Annotated in this window: 14 protein-coding genes; 10 read left to right on the top strand and 4 right to left on the bottom strand. The window is 67.7% G+C overall.

All coding sequences use genetic code 11. The features are described 5' to 3' along the window. Nucleotides 1-271 precede the first annotated feature (271 nt). The 3 genes from glgX (at nt 272) to D472_RS0115215 (ending at nt 4,246) form a co-directional block, all read left to right on the top strand. On the top strand, nt 272-2,416 hold the full coding sequence (glgX, locus tag D472_RS0115225; protein ID WP_017605342.1) for a glycogen debranching protein GlgX: 2,145 nt from the start codon (nt 272-274) through the stop codon (nt 2,414-2,416). Between the two features lie 75 nt (nt 2,417-2,491). Beyond that, nucleotides 2,492-3,292 carry a dihydrofolate reductase family protein gene (locus D472_RS0115220; protein WP_026117723.1) on the top strand — a complete coding sequence of 267 codons (801 nt, stop codon included), beginning with the start codon at nt 2,492-2,494 and terminating at the stop codon, nt 3,290-3,292. Nucleotides 3,293-3,457: 165 nt separating this feature from the next. Then, nucleotides 3,458-4,246, top strand: coding sequence for a GntR family transcriptional regulator (locus tag D472_RS0115215; protein ID WP_033303908.1), 789 nt, complete (start codon nt 3,458-3,460; stop codon nt 4,244-4,246). A gap of 114 nt (nt 4,247-4,360) precedes the next feature. Here the strand turns inward: D472_RS0115215 and D472_RS0115210 are convergent, their stop codons facing one another. After that, nucleotides 4,361-4,750 (bottom strand): hypothetical protein, encoded by a 390-nt coding sequence (locus tag D472_RS0115210; RefSeq protein ID WP_017605339.1) that lies wholly within the window; start codon nt 4,748-4,750, stop codon nt 4,361-4,363. A gap of 253 nt (nt 4,751-5,003) precedes the next feature. Between D472_RS0115210 and msrB the strand changes: the two genes are divergently transcribed. The 3 genes from msrB (at nt 5,004) to pssA (ending at nt 7,156) form a co-directional block, all read left to right on the top strand. After that, nucleotides 5,004-5,450, top strand: a complete 447-nt coding sequence (gene msrB, locus D472_RS0115205) for a peptide-methionine (R)-S-oxide reductase MsrB (RefSeq protein WP_017605338.1) — start codon at nt 5,004-5,006, stop codon at nt 5,448-5,450. A 253-nt stretch (nt 5,451-5,703) separates the two neighbouring features. Beyond that, complete coding sequence (locus D472_RS0115200; RefSeq protein WP_017605337.1) at nt 5,704-6,372, top strand: phosphatidylserine decarboxylase; 669 nt, start codon at nt 5,704-5,706, stop codon at nt 6,370-6,372. Beyond that, nucleotides 6,359-7,156: a CDP-diacylglycerol--serine O-phosphatidyltransferase gene (pssA, locus tag D472_RS0115195; protein WP_017605336.1), complete on the top strand. Its 798-nt coding sequence runs from the start codon at nt 6,359-6,361 to the stop codon at nt 7,154-7,156. Before D472_RS0115200 ends, pssA begins: the two co-directional genes overlap by 14 nt. Before the next feature lie 357 nt (nt 7,157-7,513). Here pssA and hemQ read toward each other — a convergent pair whose 3' ends face one another. Together hemQ and hemG are read right to left on the bottom strand one after the other, a co-directional pair. Then, complete coding sequence (gene hemQ, locus D472_RS0115185) at nt 7,514-8,224, bottom strand: hydrogen peroxide-dependent heme synthase (protein ID WP_017605334.1); 711 nt, start codon at nt 8,222-8,224, stop codon at nt 7,514-7,516. Continuing rightward, the gene (hemG, locus tag D472_RS0115180; RefSeq protein ID WP_017605333.1) at nt 8,221-9,693 is read right to left on the bottom strand and encodes a protoporphyrinogen oxidase; all 1,473 of its coding nucleotides are present in this window, start codon (nt 9,691-9,693) and stop codon (nt 8,221-8,223) included. Before hemG ends, hemQ begins: the two co-directional genes overlap by 4 nt. 168 nt (nt 9,694-9,861) lie before the next feature. Between hemG and D472_RS0115175 the strand changes: the two genes are divergently transcribed. After that, a complete protein-coding gene (locus tag D472_RS0115175; protein ID WP_017605332.1) occupies nt 9,862-10,992 on the top strand; it encodes a DUF4349 domain-containing protein in 1,131 nt (376 codons plus the stop codon). A gap of 106 nt (nt 10,993-11,098) precedes the next feature. Here D472_RS0115175 and hemE read toward each other — a convergent pair whose 3' ends face one another. Next, complete coding sequence (gene hemE / locus D472_RS0115170) at nt 11,099-12,130, bottom strand: uroporphyrinogen decarboxylase (RefSeq protein WP_083903488.1); 1,032 nt, start codon at nt 12,128-12,130, stop codon at nt 11,099-11,101. 275 nt (nt 12,131-12,405) lie between these two features. Here hemE and D472_RS0115165 point away from each other — a divergent pair, with 275 nt between their 5' ends. The 3 genes from D472_RS0115165 (at nt 12,406) to D472_RS0115155 (ending at nt 15,540) form a co-directional block, all read left to right on the top strand. After that, nucleotides 12,406-12,981 (top strand): DUF3000 domain-containing protein, encoded by a 576-nt coding sequence (locus tag D472_RS0115165; protein ID WP_026117720.1) that lies wholly within the window; start codon nt 12,406-12,408, stop codon nt 12,979-12,981. A gap of 92 nt (nt 12,982-13,073) precedes the next feature. After that, complete coding sequence (locus D472_RS0115160) at nt 13,074-14,336, top strand: ribonuclease D (protein WP_017605329.1); 1,263 nt, start codon at nt 13,074-13,076, stop codon at nt 14,334-14,336. A 211-nt stretch (nt 14,337-14,547) separates the two neighbouring features. Continuing rightward, complete coding sequence (locus D472_RS0115155; RefSeq protein WP_017605328.1) at nt 14,548-15,540, top strand: tetratricopeptide repeat protein; 993 nt, start codon at nt 14,548-14,550, stop codon at nt 15,538-15,540. The last annotated feature ends 212 nt before the right edge of the window (nt 15,541-15,752 follow it).

Below are 15,752 nucleotides of genomic sequence, written 5' to 3'. Positions count from 1 at the left end.
ACTTGGGGTCTTGAGCAGGCGATCAACTTTGAAATCGCCCTGGGTTGATCCCTCCGGGAATGGCACACATCCAGTGATAGATATACGCATTCACCCCTTTACTAAATAACATCACAAACCCGACACAATCCCCATAAGACATCACGCCCGGACGGGGCCGATGATGATCATCGGTCCCGTTCGGCATACTTTTGAGAACTCGGCGGAATAAAGGAACCACAACCGAAAGCGCCCGCTCAGGGCCCCGACACTCAAGAGACTGACGACGCCCATGGTGGAAGTCTGGCCAGGTAGTTCCTATCCGCTCGGTGCGACCTACGATGGTTCCGGCACCAATTTCTCCCTCTTCTCCGAGGCTGCCGAACAGGTGGAGTTGTGTCTGTTCGACGACGCCGGAGAAGAGACCCGTATACAACTGACCGAATACGACGGATTCGTCTGGCACGGTTATCTACCCGGGGTAGGTCCGGGCCAACAGTACGGATACCGTGTCCACGGACCGTACGCTCCGGAGCACGGCCTACGCTGCAACCCGCACAAGTTGCTCACGGACCCCTACGCCAAGGCACTGAACGGCGATCTGACCTGGCACGAGTCGCTGTTCAGCTACCACTTCGCCGACCCCGACCGAAAGAACACCGCCGACAGCGCGCCGTACGTGCCCAAGTGCGTGGTGGTCAGCCCGTTCTTCGACTGGGGCAACGAATCGCGCCCGCGCACCCCGTACCACCGGACGGTGATCTACGAGACGCACGTGCGGGGCCTGACGATGCGCCATCCGGGCATCCCCGAACACCAGCGCGGCACCTACTCGGGACTGGCCCACCCGGTGATGATCGACTACCTCACCTCTTTGGGGGTGACCGCGATCGAACTCATGCCGGTCCACCACTTCGTACCCGAACACGCCATGGTGGCGCGCGGACTGACCAACTACTGGGGGTACAACACCCTGGCCTTCCTGGCCCCGCACAGCGGGTACGCGGCACGCGGATCACGTGGCCAGCAGGTCCAGGAGTTCAAGGCCATGGTGAAGTCGCTGCACGAGGCGGGCATCGAGGTGTTGCTCGACGTGGTCTACAACCACACCGCCGAAGGCGACCACATGGGCCCGACCCTGTCCTGGCGCGGCATCGACAACCTGGGCTACTACCGGGTCAGCGACGCCGACCAGCGCTATTACCTCGACTACACCGGTTGTGGCAACAGCCTCAACGTGCGCCACCCGCACTCCCTGCAACTCATCATGGACTCGCTGCGGTACTGGGTCCTGGAGATGCACGTGGACGGGTTCCGGTTCGACCTGGCGTCGGCCCTGGCCCGGGAGTTCCACGACGTCGACCGACTGAGCACGTTCTTCGACATAGTCCAGCAAGACCCGGTGATCTCGCAGGTCAAGCTGATCGCCGAACCCTGGGACGTGGGACCGGGCGGCTACCAGGTGGGCAACTTCCCACCGTTGTGGACCGAGTGGAACGGCAAGTACCGGGACACGGTGCGCGACTTCTGGCGCGGTGAACCGGTCAAGGGTGAACTGGCCTCCCGTCTGGCCGGTTCCAGCGATCTCTACCAGAACGACGGCCGCCGACCCGTCGCCTCGATCAACTTCATCACCTGCCACGACGGCTTCACCATGGCCGATCTGGTCTCCTACAACCACAAGCACAACGAGGCCAACGGGGAAGGGAACCGGGACGGCACCGACGACAACCGCTCCTGGAACCACGGCACGGAAGGGCCCACCGAGGACCCGGCCATCCTCACCCTGCGACGCCGGCAGGTCCGCAACTACCTCGCCACCCTGTACCTGTCCCAGGGCGTGGTGATGCTCTCGCACGGTGACGAGATCGGCCGCACTCAAGGTGGCAACAACAACGCCTATTGTCAGGACAACGAGATCGCCTGGATGGACTGGGAGGGCGCGGGACTGGCCGGTGACCATCCGGAGAACGACCTGCTGGACTACGTGCGCGAGTTGGCCCGGCTCCGCAGAGAACATCCCGTGTTCCGGCGACGGCGCTTCTTTCGGGGCAGTCCGGTGGAGAGCGGTCGCAAGAGCGTCAAGGGACTGCCCGACATCTCCTGGCTACGGCCGGACGGCTCCACGATGGAGGGCAACGACTGGAACAGCGGTGAGCGGGCGTTGGGGGTGTTCCTCAACGGGGACGCCATCACCGAACCGGACCCGCGCGGGCGCCCGATCCGGGACGATTCGTTCGTGTTGTTGCTCAACAGCGGCCCGGACCCGGTGGAATTCAAGCTCCCCGGGACCTCCTACGGCATGGCTTGGGAAACGGTTCTGGACACCGCCGAACCGGACGTGGGTGGGCGACCGTTCGTGACCGCGGGCGGACGGATACGGGTGATCGACCGGGCCCTGGTCCTGCTACGCCGTGCCTCGCACCAGGGCGGGTGAGACCGGCCACGTCCCTTCCGGCACACCGTCCACACGGGTGCCGGAAGGGACGTGGTGTCCCTAGCCTGGGTGACCATGGCGAACACTCACATCACCGGTACCACCGAACCCGCCCCCTTTCGCGAACTCCTTCCCGTACCCGGCCGCACCGACGTGGACCTGGTCGAGACCTACGCCTACCCCGCCGACCTGGACCGCCCTTGGATCCGGGCCAACATGGTCGCCAGCGCCGACGGGGGCGCGATCGATCCCTCGGGACGCAGCCGAGGCCTGTCCTCGCCCTCCGACCGCAAGGTGATGGCTCTGCTGCGCGGTATGTGCGACGTGGTACTGGTGGGCGCGGCCACCGCCCGCCAGGAGGGGTATCGGCCGGTGCGGCCTCGTGAGGTGTGGACGAGGTTGCGCGAGGGCCGTCCCGCCACACCACGGATAGCAGTGGTCTCACGCAGTCTGGACATCCAAGAGGAGCTGCTCACCAGCGCCCCCGAGGACGCCCGCACACTCGTGTTCACCGTTGCCGCGAGCCCGGCCGAACGTCGGGAGTTCGTGGCCGCCCACGCCGACCTCGTGGTCGTCGACGGCGCTTCGGTCCACCCCGACCACGTCGTCCGAGCCCTGTCTGAGAGGGGCCTGTACCGAGTGCTGACGGAAGGGGGTCCGCACCTGTTGGCCGAGTTCGTGGCCGCGGGTTCGTTGGACGATCTGTGCCTGACGGTGAGTCCACACCTGTTGGGCGCGGGATCGCCCAGAATCGTGGCGGGAGGGCCGGGGGCCCCGGGGGCTCCAGAACACGCCTCGGTCGAGAACACACCCGTACGGCTGGCGCACCTGTTGGAAGCGGAGGGGAACCTGTTCACTCGTTATCTCAGAGGTTGAGGCACTCCCCTCGAGGATCCATAACCGCTCTGTTTCGGTCGCCCCACAATGACGCATGAACCATCCCGCAACCGGACATACCCGTGATGTGCCATCCACTGGAAACACTGCGACCGGACACACCGCATCGACGGGGCTCACCGGTGAGGTCCCCTGGGCGAGAGGATGAACGTAGTGCCGACGTCCGAAAACGGACCACCACCGGTGTACCGGGAGATAGCCGAGGAGCTTCGAGAACGGATTCGCTCCGGACGGTACGCCGACGGCGACCGCCTTCCTGGAGAGAACAGTCTCATGGAGCGGTACGGGGTCGCTCGGGCGACCGCGCGACAGGCGCTCTCCGTGCTCATCAACGAGGGCCTAGCCGTGGCCGTACGCGGCTCGGGCGTCTATGTCCGTTTGTTCCGCCCACTACGAAGACACGGCGCCCGTCGTCTGTCCAAGGAATCGTGGGGCAGCGGACGGGCGATCTGGCAGACCGACAGCGACACCCGAGGGTACGAGGTGGAAGGCCTCGTCATAGAGGAGGTGACCCCGGCCGAACACGTTCTACGGATTCTGGAACTCCCCGAGGGGGCCACGGTATTGCGCCGTTCCCGGCGCTACCTCGTGGACGGTAGGCCGGTGCAGAGCGCGGTCTCACACCTGTCTCCACACCTGTGGGAGGGGCGGGAGGACTCCGAAGCGGCCCGGCGGATACGCGCCCACGACAGCGGGCCCGGAGGGATCTACGCTCGTCTGACCGAACTGGGGCACACGCCGGCCCACTTCACCGAGGAGATCCGAGCCCGTATGCCCACCCCCGAGGAGAGCGTGGAGTTGGAACTCTTTCCCGGCACTCCCGTGCTGGAGATGGCCCGTACCGCGCTGACCGGCCACCACCGACCCGTGGAGTTCAACGAGATCATCATGGACGGCTCGGCGTACGTGCTCCAGTACGACTTCGACGCCTGAAGGGCCGCCCCTCGCACTCGGTGCCCACGCCCCCGGCGCCGCCCCCGCACACACCGGAGGGGCCCTGCCCAGGCCCCTCCGTCTTCGGTTCCCCGATGGTCCGATCCGTCACCCCTACCCATGCCGACGACGCCCTCGCTTGGAGGCGAAGACCAGATAGGCCAGCGGCAGGAACACCAGTCCCACCGCCAAGGCTCCCGCCGCGGCGAACAGCATGGCGTTGGACGAGGTCATCACCCAGCGCGCCATCCCCATCCCCAGAACGATCGCCACCGCCACGGCGGCGATGGCGATCGTGCCGAGCAGCCACATCAGTCTTCGGTCACTCCAAGGCTCGGGCCTCGCGTGGTCGATCCCCACCAGGGTGACGCGGACGCTGAGCTCGGTGGCCCAACGCAACTCCCGGCCCACGGTGCTCACACCCTCGCCGAAGGCCCGAACACGGGTCCGGGGCCCCAGGCTCGCCTGCTCCAGCCACCACAGTCCGTATCGAATTCTTCCCACGCGCAGTGGTCGCCGACTCACTCCCAGTGCTTGTTGAGCTGTAACAGCCATGCCACCTGCCCTCGTGCACCTTTGCCCACTGACCCCTACGAAGCCCTTACCCGTCAAGACCACTACCGAACGTCGCCGAGGGTGAAGTTAGGTGCATGTGGCACCTAAGGATGATTCATCTACCTTCGAGACTCTTGTCAGCTTCTGAGATGACTTGGTGTCCGCTCGGCATCAGAGCCCGATTCCAGGTAGCGTCTTCACCATGGCTGAAGCATCGGACCAGGCACCACGGAAACAGGACGGGTCGGAACAGGACCTGCCCAGGACCGAACAGGAGTGGCGTGAGCGCCTCGATCCCTTGGAGTACACGGTCCTGCGGGAAGCGGGCACCGAACGCCCCTGGACGGGTGCCTACGTCGACACCAAGACCGAGGGCGTCTACCGTTGCCGGGGATGCGGAACCGAACTGTTCCGCTCCGACGAGAAGTTCGACTCCCACTGCGGGTGGCCCAGCTTCTTCGACCCGGCCGACTCCGAAGCCGTGACCCTGCACGAGGACACCTCCCTCGGCATGGTCCGAACCGAGGTGCGGTGCGCCACCTGCCGCTCCCACCTGGGTCACGTCTTCCATGGCGAGGGGTACGCCACCCCCACCGACGCCCGCTACTGCATCAATTCCGTAGCACTCTCCCTCGAACCCAGGGAGTAGGCTTACCACCCTGGTCATCCGGGTATTCCCAAGGACCGGCCTTTGCGGGGTCCGCGACGACTCGTCCGCTTTCCCACCCCCGTGGGATCAGGGATAATCTCACAACGCACCGACGTTCGACCCTGTCGACGACGGCGGAGCGCGCGCGGCTAGGGTGGCCGCGCACCACGGGCCCCGCCACCAGGGCGGGTCCCACCCTCACAGCGATGATCGATGTGCGGGCGACCAGACCGACCCGCGACGAAAGCTCCTGATGACCGACGACTCACCTTCTTCCACCGTCTCCCCCCGACCCCCGGCCAGGCCTCGTCTGGGCATGGCCCAGGGGTCGGCACCGTGGCTGATCCCGGCCCTCGGTGCCGCGGGCGTCGCCGCGTTCGCGGCCCGAGGTTCCCGAAGGCGCGCCCTGGCCGCCGCTCCCGTGATCGCCCTCGCGGCGGGGATGACGTGGTTCTTCCGTGATCCGGACCGAGGGCCGGCCACCGGGCGGGTGTTGTCGGCGGCCGACGGCGTCGTCCAGAGCCTCGACCCGCAACCCGACGGGCGCACTCGGGTCGCGGTCTTCATGAACCCCCTCAACGTGCACGTCAACCGTGCCCCCCTAGCCGGAGTCGTGACCGGCGTCGAGCACCGCCCCGGGGGCTTCCAGCCCGCCTTCGACAAGGACAGCGAGCGTAATGAACGCGTCATCTGGACCCTTGAAACCGAGATCGGTGAGATCACGGTCGTTCAAATCGCCGGCGCGATGGTCCGGCGTATCATCCCGTATCTCGCTGCGGGGCAGAAGGTCGAACAAGGCGAGAGGATCGGTCTCATCCGGTTCGGGTCACGCGTCGACGTCTACCTTCCGCGCGGGATCACCCCCGCGGTGGAGATCGGTCAGAAGGTCCGCGCCGGGGAAACCCGTCTTGACGCCGACTGACACCTCCCTCGTCCCCCAAAGCACCGAGGTCACCGAGCAGGCGCCCCGGCTACGTCTGGGCATCGCCGACTACCTGACCCTGGGCAACGCCCTGTGCGGTTTCCTCGCGGTGTGGGCGCTGGCCACGGCCCAGAGCGCCCACCTGGCCTCCGGACTGACCGGTTCCCTGCCCAGGGCGACCATGGCCACCGCCATCGGTCTGATGATGGTCGCGGCCGCGCTCGACGTACTCGATGGTCGGGTCGCCCGTAAGTGGGGCGGCAGTGGCATGGGCGCGGAGTTGGACAACCTGGCGGACGTGATCAGCTTCGGTGTGGCACCGGCGTTCTTCTTCGTCGTATGGGGCACCATCGCCGGGGGGCCCGGATTCCTCCCGGTAGTGGCCGCGGGAGCCGTGTTGCTCTCCACGATCGTGCGGTTGGCCCGTTTCTCCTGTCAGGCTCCGGGTTCCGACTACTTCACCGGCCTGCCCAGTCCCTTCGGAGCGATGGCGGTGGTGACCATCGTGGTCTTGGACCCGCCGCTCCTGGTCGGTGTGTCCGCGGTGCTGCTGGTGGCCTGGCTGATGGTCAGCCGGATGGAGTATCCCAAGCCCAAGGGTCGCAAGGCCTACGTGGTGTTGGGCCTGCTCGCCACGGGCGTGGTCCTGATGATCGCCTGGGGGCTGGGGTTGCCCGCAGGAGACCTGCTCATCTACCTGATGAGCGCACTGGTACTGGTCTTCATCGTCACGCTCCCCTTCTACGTGATCGCCACCCGTCGGGACGCGGCCCGCGCCGAATAGGCACACCACGTGGAACGGCACCCGCGCTCGATGAGCGCGGGTGCCGTTCGTCCGGAAGGTCGAGGTCCGATTCGGTGGACCACGGGGGCCGGGCGTTCGGGCGCCGTCAGGTCCTGTTCCTTGAGACCCGCGAAGGTGCCGCAGGTGGGATCACTCGAAAGGAGACCGTCGACCGCCAGGCCACCCGTTGAGGACGGTGGCGGACAACGGGTGGACGAGCCATCACACCGTAGGCACCGAAGGTTCCCGACTCCCAGGCGCCCGAACACGCCAAGGATCTCCGCCGGCCGCCAGGCCGTCCGTCGAGGGTGGCGGTGGGCGATGGGTGGGAGAAGCGGAGGCGCTGAAAAACACTGTCTACGGCAGCGATTCCACCAGAGCGGCCACGCTCTTGCGGCGACCCGAGTAGAAGGGGATCTCCTCACGCGTGTGCAGCCGGGCCTTGGCGCCACGCAGGTGACGCATCAGGTCCACGATGCGGTGCATCTCATCGGCTTCGAAGGCCAGCAGCCACTCGTAGTCGTTGAGGCCGAACGAGGAGACCGTGTTGGCTCGCACGTCCGGGTACGGGGCGGCCATGCGGCCGTGCTCGGCGAGCATGGCTCGACGCTCGTCGTCGGGGAGCAGGTACCACTCGTAGGAACGCACGAACGGGTACACGCAAATGTTGTCGCGAGGCTCCTCACCCGCGAGGAAGGCCGGCACGTGTCCGCGGTTGAACTCGGCCGGGCGGTGCAGGCCCATGACCGACCACACCGGGGTGGAGGCACGACCGATCCGGGTGCGGCGAAAGTCCGAGTAGATGTCCTGCACCTGGTCGGAGCTGTCGGCGATCCACCAGAACATGATGTCGGCGTCGGCTCGATAGCCCTGCACGTCGTAGCTTCCACGGGTGGTCACACCCTGTTCGGCGGCCTTGTCGAGGAGGTTCTGCAGTTCCTCGGCGGCGGCGCCGCGGTCCATACCCTCCAGGCTGTCGACCTTGAAGACCGACCACATGGTGTAGCGGATGAGTTGGTTGAGGTCGGTGCCGTCCTGGGCGACCGCCCCGTTCTGCTGGCCCGTCACGGGTTGACTCCTTGCTGATTCGTTCCCTCGGCGCTTTGGGCGCCGTGGCTGGTGTGCTCGTGGACCGCGTCGGCCAATCGCGCGGCCGCACGGCCCGCGTCGGCGATACACGCGGGGATGCCCACTCCTGAGTAGGCGGCTCCGCATACTCCGAGCCCGGCGTGGCGCTCCACCGCCGTTCGGATCCGTTCCACCCTGCCCGCGTGGCCCACCGCGTACTGGGGTAGCCCGTCCACCCAACGGGTCACCCGGGTCTGGACCGGGCTTCCCTCGACACCCGTGACCCTGGCCAGGTCCGCCAAGGCGAGGGAGGCCAATTCCTCGTCGGAGCGGTTCAGGACGGCCACGTCACGGAAGCGTCCGATGGAGCAGCGCAGGACGACCAGGTCCGCGCCTGGATCGACCCTATCCAGCTCTTGGGCCAACCAGGGCCACTTGTTGCTGGAGAAGGTCGCGGCCTTGATGGTCGGCCCCTCCCCCGCCGGGACCAGGAAACCGCTTCCGGACAAGGGTTCGGGGAAGGCGGAGGCGGGCAGGGCGAAGGTCACCAGGGCCATGCTCGCGTACTCGATACCGTCGAGCTCGTGCGCGGCGGCGGGCTCGAGGCCGGCAAGGAGACGGGCGGCCTCCGGGGCCGGACAGGCCAGCAGCACCGCGTCGCATTCGATGCTCTCCGCCCCCTGTGCGCCCTCCAGGCGCACGCTCCAGCCCTTTTCGGTGCGACCAAGGGCTCGGGCCCGGACTCCGGTGCGCAGGTCCTTTTGGCGGGTGGCCAGGGCGTCCACGACCGAGGCGACACCTCCACGCAGGGACGCGAAGACCGGACCCGCCTTGGTCGGGGCGGCGCCGCGACCCTTGAGACTATGGTGGACCGCTTTCATCAGGGATCGGTCGGAGCGGGCCATCGGAGCGATCTGGGGCAGGGTGGAATCAAGGGACAGTTCCTCGGCCCGACCCGCGTACACACCACCCAGGAGCGGCTCGACCAGGCGTTCCACGACCTGGCGCCCCATGCGGACGCCCACGTAGGTGGACACCGGCACGTCCGAACGCGTCCGGGTGCTCGGCCATACCAGGTCCAGGGCCGCGCGCAGGGTGCCCACCGGAGAGAGCACCCCACTGCGGGCCAAGGCGCGCAGGTCGCCGGGCACGCCCATGAGTTGGCCCTGGGGCAGCGAACGGAGTCGCCCCCGACTGTAGATGGCGGCCGATCCGGGGCCCGGATGCACCACCTGCTCCTCCAGACCGAGTTCGGAGAAGAGTTCCAGGGCCTCGGGTCGACGTGCGAGCACCGCCTCGGCCCCGACGTCCACCGACACTCCCGCGATCGGTGAGGCCCTCAGCTTGCCCCCCGGGACTTCGGCGGCCTCCAGCACGGTGGTGGCGACCCCTCGGGCGTTGAGACGATACGCGGCGGTGAGTCCGGAGATCCCGCCCCCGACCACGACGACATGCGGTGCTTCAGGCATGTCTCCAGCTTCTCAGATGTCGCGCGTCACACGTCGGCGCCGTCCCCGGAGGGGACGTCGTGCGCGGGGACGTGCCCGAAGGCCCCGTGACTCGGAGTCATCCGACCCGTTGCGTCACCGTTACGTGAAGGGGAGAACGCGCGCCGGCCCCGTTTCGTCCAAACGTACATGGACACCTCAGTGCTCGTCCGTGCGGGCCGTCTCACCACGGTGACGGTCTCCACGGCCCTGACCGCCCTCTTGCTGGCCTCCTGCGGAGCGTCCTCACAAACGGCCGACCACGGCGAATCGGCGTCGGAGGATCGAGGCGTCCCCGAGGCCGCGCCCGATGCGGGGGCCGGCGCCGAGTTCTCCGGGGAGGGCGCCGAACGCGAGGCCGTCGAGGCGGTCGGCCCCGACGTGGAGATCGACGACCGGCGACTCGTGCACACCGCCACCATGACCGTGCGGGTGGACGACGTGTCCGAGGCCGCCGAGGCGGCCAAGAAGCTGACCTTGGACGCGGAGGGCCATGTGGCCTCCGAGCTCGTGTCCACCCCCTCGGGAAGCGCTCCCCGAGGCGAACTGACCCTGCGCGTTCCCACCGACTCGTACGAGGAGACCCTGGTCGCCCTGGCCGATCTGGGCGATCGTTCCGAGTTGGAGCGTTCGCTGGAGGACGTCACCGAGGAGGTCGCCGACGTCGAAAGCCGCATCGAGTCCGCCGAGACCGCCCTGGAGTCGTTGCGGGGCTACCTGGAGGAGGCCGAAGACGTCGATGACCTGCTGCGGGTGGAACGGGAGATCCAGGACCGCCAAGCGTCCCTGGAGTCCTTCCAGGCCCGGTTGGAGTCACTGCGCGACCAGACGGCCTACTCGACGGTGAACCTGTCGTTGCGACCACCGTCCACGTACCTGGAGGAACGTCCCTCCGATGAGTCGATCGGCTTCCTGGGCGGGCTGGAACGCGGCTGGCGCGCCCTGGTGGAGCTGGGTCGGGGCCTGGCCGTGGTCACCGGTTGGCTGTTGCCCTTCGCGGTGACGGGCGCGGTGTTGGGCGCCCCACCATTGTGGTGGTGGCGTCGAAAGCGCGAGATCGTCCACGGCAGGGATCGCCGGGCCCCGAGCACGAAACGCCCCCGTCGTCATCACTCCTCGACACCGACGGCAAGGCCCTCGACCAGCGGCCTCCAAGAGCCGGAGGAGAGAGTGCTCCGGCCCGACCTCGATGGCGCACGAGCCGATGGCACGGATCACGGTGGTACGGATTCCCAGGACACGGCCCCCGACACCCCCGAGAGCGACGGTCGGCCCTCCTGACCCTCGCACACGCGCCCGGTGCCGTGACGGTCACGCCAAAACCAAGCGGCGGCACCGAAGAACACGACCCAGGCCCGGCTCTCCTTCGAGAGCCGGGCCTGGACGGCTAGTTCGAGGTCTCCTCGTGCACGAAGGCGGTGAGGCGCTCCAGCATGGTCGGGTCGGTGGTGGGCAGCACACCGTGGCCCAAGTTGAAGATGTGGCCTTCGGCCGCGCGCCCGCGCGAGAGGATGTCACGCGTTCGGTCGGCGACGACCTCCCAGGGGGCGAACAGGGTCGCCGGGTCCAGGTTGCCCTGCAGGGCGGTCCCCGGCTGGACCCGTTGGGCGGCCTTGTCCAGCGGAATCCGCCAATCCACGCCCACGACGTCGGCCCCCGCCTCACCGAGCATGCCCAACAGCTCACCGGTGCCCACACCGAAGTGGATGCGCGGCACCTCGTACTGCGCGAGCCGGTCGAAGATCCACGAACTGTAGGGCAGCACCGAAGCCCGGTAGTCCTCGGCACTGAGCGCGCCGACCCAGGAGTCGAAGAGTTGGACCGCGCTGGCCCCTGCTTCGATCTGGGTACGCAGGAAGCCGAGCGTGATCGAGGCCAGACGGCGCATGAGCTCGTCCCACAGCTCCGGTTCGCCGTACATGAGCGCCTTGGTGTGCTCATGGTTCTTGGAGGGCCCACCTTCGATGAGGTAGGAGGCCAGTGTGAAAGGCGCGCCCGCGAACCCGATCAGCGGCTTGTCACCGAGCTCTCCGACGAGCTGTCCCACGGCCTCGGTGACGTAGGAGACGTCGTCGGGCTCCAGGTCACGAAGTCGCTTGATGTCGCCGGCGCCCCGGATCGGGTCCTCGACCACCGGGCCGACCCCGGGCTTGATGTCCAGGTCGATACCGATGGCCTTGAGCGGCACCACGATGTCGCTGAAGAAGATCGCGGCGTCGACGTCGTATCGGCGCACCGGCTGCATCGTGATCTCGGTGACCATGTCGGGGCGCGTGCACGACTCGAGCATCGGCACGTCGGCGCGGACCCGGCGGTACTCGGGTAGGGAACGCCCGGCCTGGCGCATGAACCACACCGGAGTGTGGGAAACAGGAAGGCGCCGGCAGGCACGAAGGAATGGAGAGTCTTGAAGCGTCACACCTCGATCGTGCCATGCCTGGCCCGATGCTCTCACTCGGCTCGGCCCGGAAGGTCCCTTCGGCTCGGGGACGATTCGGACGAAGCGGGTCCGATCGGCGCTCCTGCGATCCCAAGATCATCACAAAACGCCGACACGCCGGGAGATCTGCGGCCACCCGTCGGTGACTCGTGCCACGGTCGAATCCGTGCCCACCATCACACCATCGGCGGGACGTGTCCCCAGGACTCCCGCCAGGGCGTGATCACCACAATATGAAGGCTGACGTTTCCACCATGCCCGATGCCGGTAACGCCGAGAACGCGAATGAAACGTTTCGGCGAGCGGTCGAGGCCCTGCGCTCCCCTCTGCTGCGTCCCGAGATCACCATCGGGGAACTCCCCGCTCCCCAGCGACTCGCGCCCCACGCGGCGGCCGTCTCGGCCGAGGTCACCGTCCAGGGTGAAGAGGTCGCCTGGGGACGACTGATCGTCCTGTACGACCCGGAGAACACTCGGGACTGGCCCGGCCCCTTCCGCGTGGTCTGCCAGGCCAACTCCGAACTGGAGTCGGAGATCGCCACCGACCCCCTGCTGGGTCCGGTCGCCTGGAGTTGGCTCACCGACGCCTTGGAGGCCAACGGGGCCACCCATCACACGCTCAGCGGCACGGTCACCCGGGCCACCACCGAAGGGTTCGGCACCAAGGCGAACGAGGGCGCCACGACCGAGGTGGAGATGCGTGCCTCGTGGACACCGGAGTCGGATGAGTTGTCCGGTCATGTGAACGCCTGGTTGGCGCTGCTGGCCTCGGCCTCCGGACTGCCGCCCCTGGACGTCACCGACATAGCCCGGCAACGTTCACGTCCTTGAGCACGGTGGAAGGCCCGTGATGGCGTCCTCGGGAGAAGGCCACGGAAGGATTCGTATCCGCGTTCGGTGGCCGCAGCGCATACCGTAGTGGTGTGGCGAACGCGTTGAACTCCAAGACAGAATCCCGCGAACCCGACAACGACGACTCGGAGAGGGCGCCTCTACTGCGGGAACCACGCGAGGGTATGCCCGAGGTCACCGCCGATCCCGGCACTCTGGCGGGTGTGGTCGCGGCGCTCGGCGCCGGTTCGGGTCCTGTCGCGGTGGACGCCGAGCGTGCTTCCGGCTACCGCTACGGACAGCGCGCCTATCTGGTCCAGCTACGCCGGGAAGGGTCCGGTTCGGCACTGATCGATCCGATCGCCTGCCCCGACCTGAGCGAGATCGACTCGACGTTGAACGGGACCGAGGTGGTGTTGCACGCCGCACATCAAGACCTGCCCTGCCTGGCCGAGGTCAATCTACGCCCCTCCCGTCTGTTCGACACCGAGTTGGCCGGGCGCCTGCTCGGATACCAGCGGGTCGGCCTCGGCTCCATGGTGGAACGGCTGTTGAACCTACGCTTGGCCAAGGAGCACTCGGCGGTGGACTGGTCCCAGCGACCGCTACCCGAGGACTGGTTGCGCTACGCGGCGTTGGACGTGGAGATCCTCATCGAGTTGCGCGACATCCTGGAGTCGCGACTGGAGGAGACCGGCAAGCTGGAGTGGGCTCGCGAGGAGTTCGCTTCGGTGCTGGCCACCCCGCCCAAAGAGCCCCGCCCCGATCCCTGGCGGCGCACCTCGGGAATCCACAAGGTCCGCAATCAGCGTTCCCTGGCCGTCGTGCGCGAACTCTGGTGCGAGCGTGACCGCATCGCCCGGGAACGGGACACCTCCCCCGGGCGGGTCCTGCCGGACGCGGCGATCGTGGAGGCGGCCATGGCGATGCCGCGCACCCCCACCGAGCTGACCCGGATCCGTCAGTTCGGCATCAAACTCGCCCGGCGCTACGTGAACACCTGGATCAAGGCGATCAATCGGGCCCGGGACATGGCCCAGCCCGAACTTCCGCGTCCCAACGCCCCCGGCGACGGCCCTCCCCCGGTGAACCGCTGGGCCGACCGGGCCCCCGAGGCGGCACGCCGGTTGGACGCGGCACGCTCGACCGTGGCGCGGATCGCGCAGGAGGTGGTGATGCCGACCGAGAACCTGCTGCTACCGGACGCCGTCAGAAGGCTGGCCTGGGCGCCTCCGGAGACCGTGGACCCGGACTCGGTGGGTGAGTTCCTGCGCACGCGCGGGGCCCGGAACTGGCAGGTGCTGCTGACCGCGGAGCCCTTGACCAAAGCCCTGCGCGAAGCCGAAAATGGGTGAGCTTTACCCGCTTCACCCACGTTGAACCAAAAGGTGAGCGAAGTCACCACCCCCCAAGGGCGGTTCATGCCTGGTCCGTGGCCCGTTGTCTGTTTAAGTTATAGAAATGTGCTCAAGATCTGTAGGAGCACGTGACCTTCTCCGTCGGGTGTGCACCGAACCGTGACCCATGAGGCCTCGGTGCACGATCAGGGAAATGTGGTGAGTCTGCTTGTCGTTCTGGCGTGCGTTGCTGCGTGGGACCGGGTTGACGCGTTCCGTCGAGGTCGAACCGGCCGAGGCCACCCTGCCCACCCCCGAAGAGCGTGCGGAGGAACGCTCGTCCCAGGTTCCCGAGCAGGTCGCGGCCTCCGCCGTGCGCGTGCCCGCCGCTCCGGTTCCCGCCCTGCCAAAGGGGTCTGGGCCCTCCTCCGCGCCACCCGTGCCCACCGCCGGCATGCGCGCGGCCGCTCTGGAACGCACCTTGCAGTCGCTCGTGGAGCGACTGGGCACCGAGCACCCGGACACCATCACCGCCCGCAACAACCTCGCGACCAAGTACGCGCAGATGGGACGCCGCCAGGCGGCCGTGCAACAGTTCGAACTGGCCTTGGGCGAGGCCGTGGCGATCTACGGCGAGGAGCACCCGCGTTCGGAGATCATCCGGGAGAACCTGGCCTGGGCGTTCGAGGACGCTGGACGCCCCGCCGACGCGGCCGGGCAGTGGGAGATCCTGCTGGGACAACGCGAGAATCAGTTCGGAGCCGCCGACGAGGACACGGTGGAGGCACGTGCGCGCCTGGCCGTGTGCTACCGGCGCAGCGGTCGGGTGGACGCCGCCGTGGCCCACTATGAGCGAGCCATCGAGGACGTCGCCCACACCGAACGCCGCGAGGAACTGCGCCTGGGGCTGAGCGCCGCACAGAGCATGGTCGGACGTTACGAGGAGGCCGCCGCACAACTGCGCATGGTGTTGGCCGGACGCCGTCGCCGTCTGGGCAGGGGCCACTTGGAGACCCTGACCGTGCACCACCGGCTGGGTCGCTCCTACACTCAGGCCGGTCGCGCCGACGAGGCCGTGGACGTGCTGCGCGAGGCCTACCGGGCGGCGCTCACCTCCTCTGGTGACCCGGAGGTGCGGCGGCTGATCCTACGGCTGCGCCGTGACCTGGCCGGAGCCTACAACGCGGCCGGACGTCACCGTGAGGCCAAGGCACTGCTTTAGGCGACTTGGAAGGCCATGAGGAGGCTGAGGGCGGGTGAGGCCCTCGGCCTCCTTTTCCGCGAGGTCGAAAGGACCAGGCCGCGAGATCCTTCGGCCACGGGTCCGCCCGGTACGGCGTGTTCGGATCTTCGACTCGGCCCCGTGCACCCCAAGCTTGCCTTGGGGGCACCTTTGATCGTTCCACCCTGCTGCCCCGTGAAGCCACAACCACT

This window comes from Nocardiopsis alkaliphila YIM 80379 (assembly GCF_000341005.1).
Lineage (GTDB): Bacteria > Actinomycetota > Actinomycetes > Streptosporangiales > Streptosporangiaceae > Nocardiopsis > Nocardiopsis alkaliphila.
This window is presented reverse-complemented; position numbering and strand designations above follow the sequence as displayed.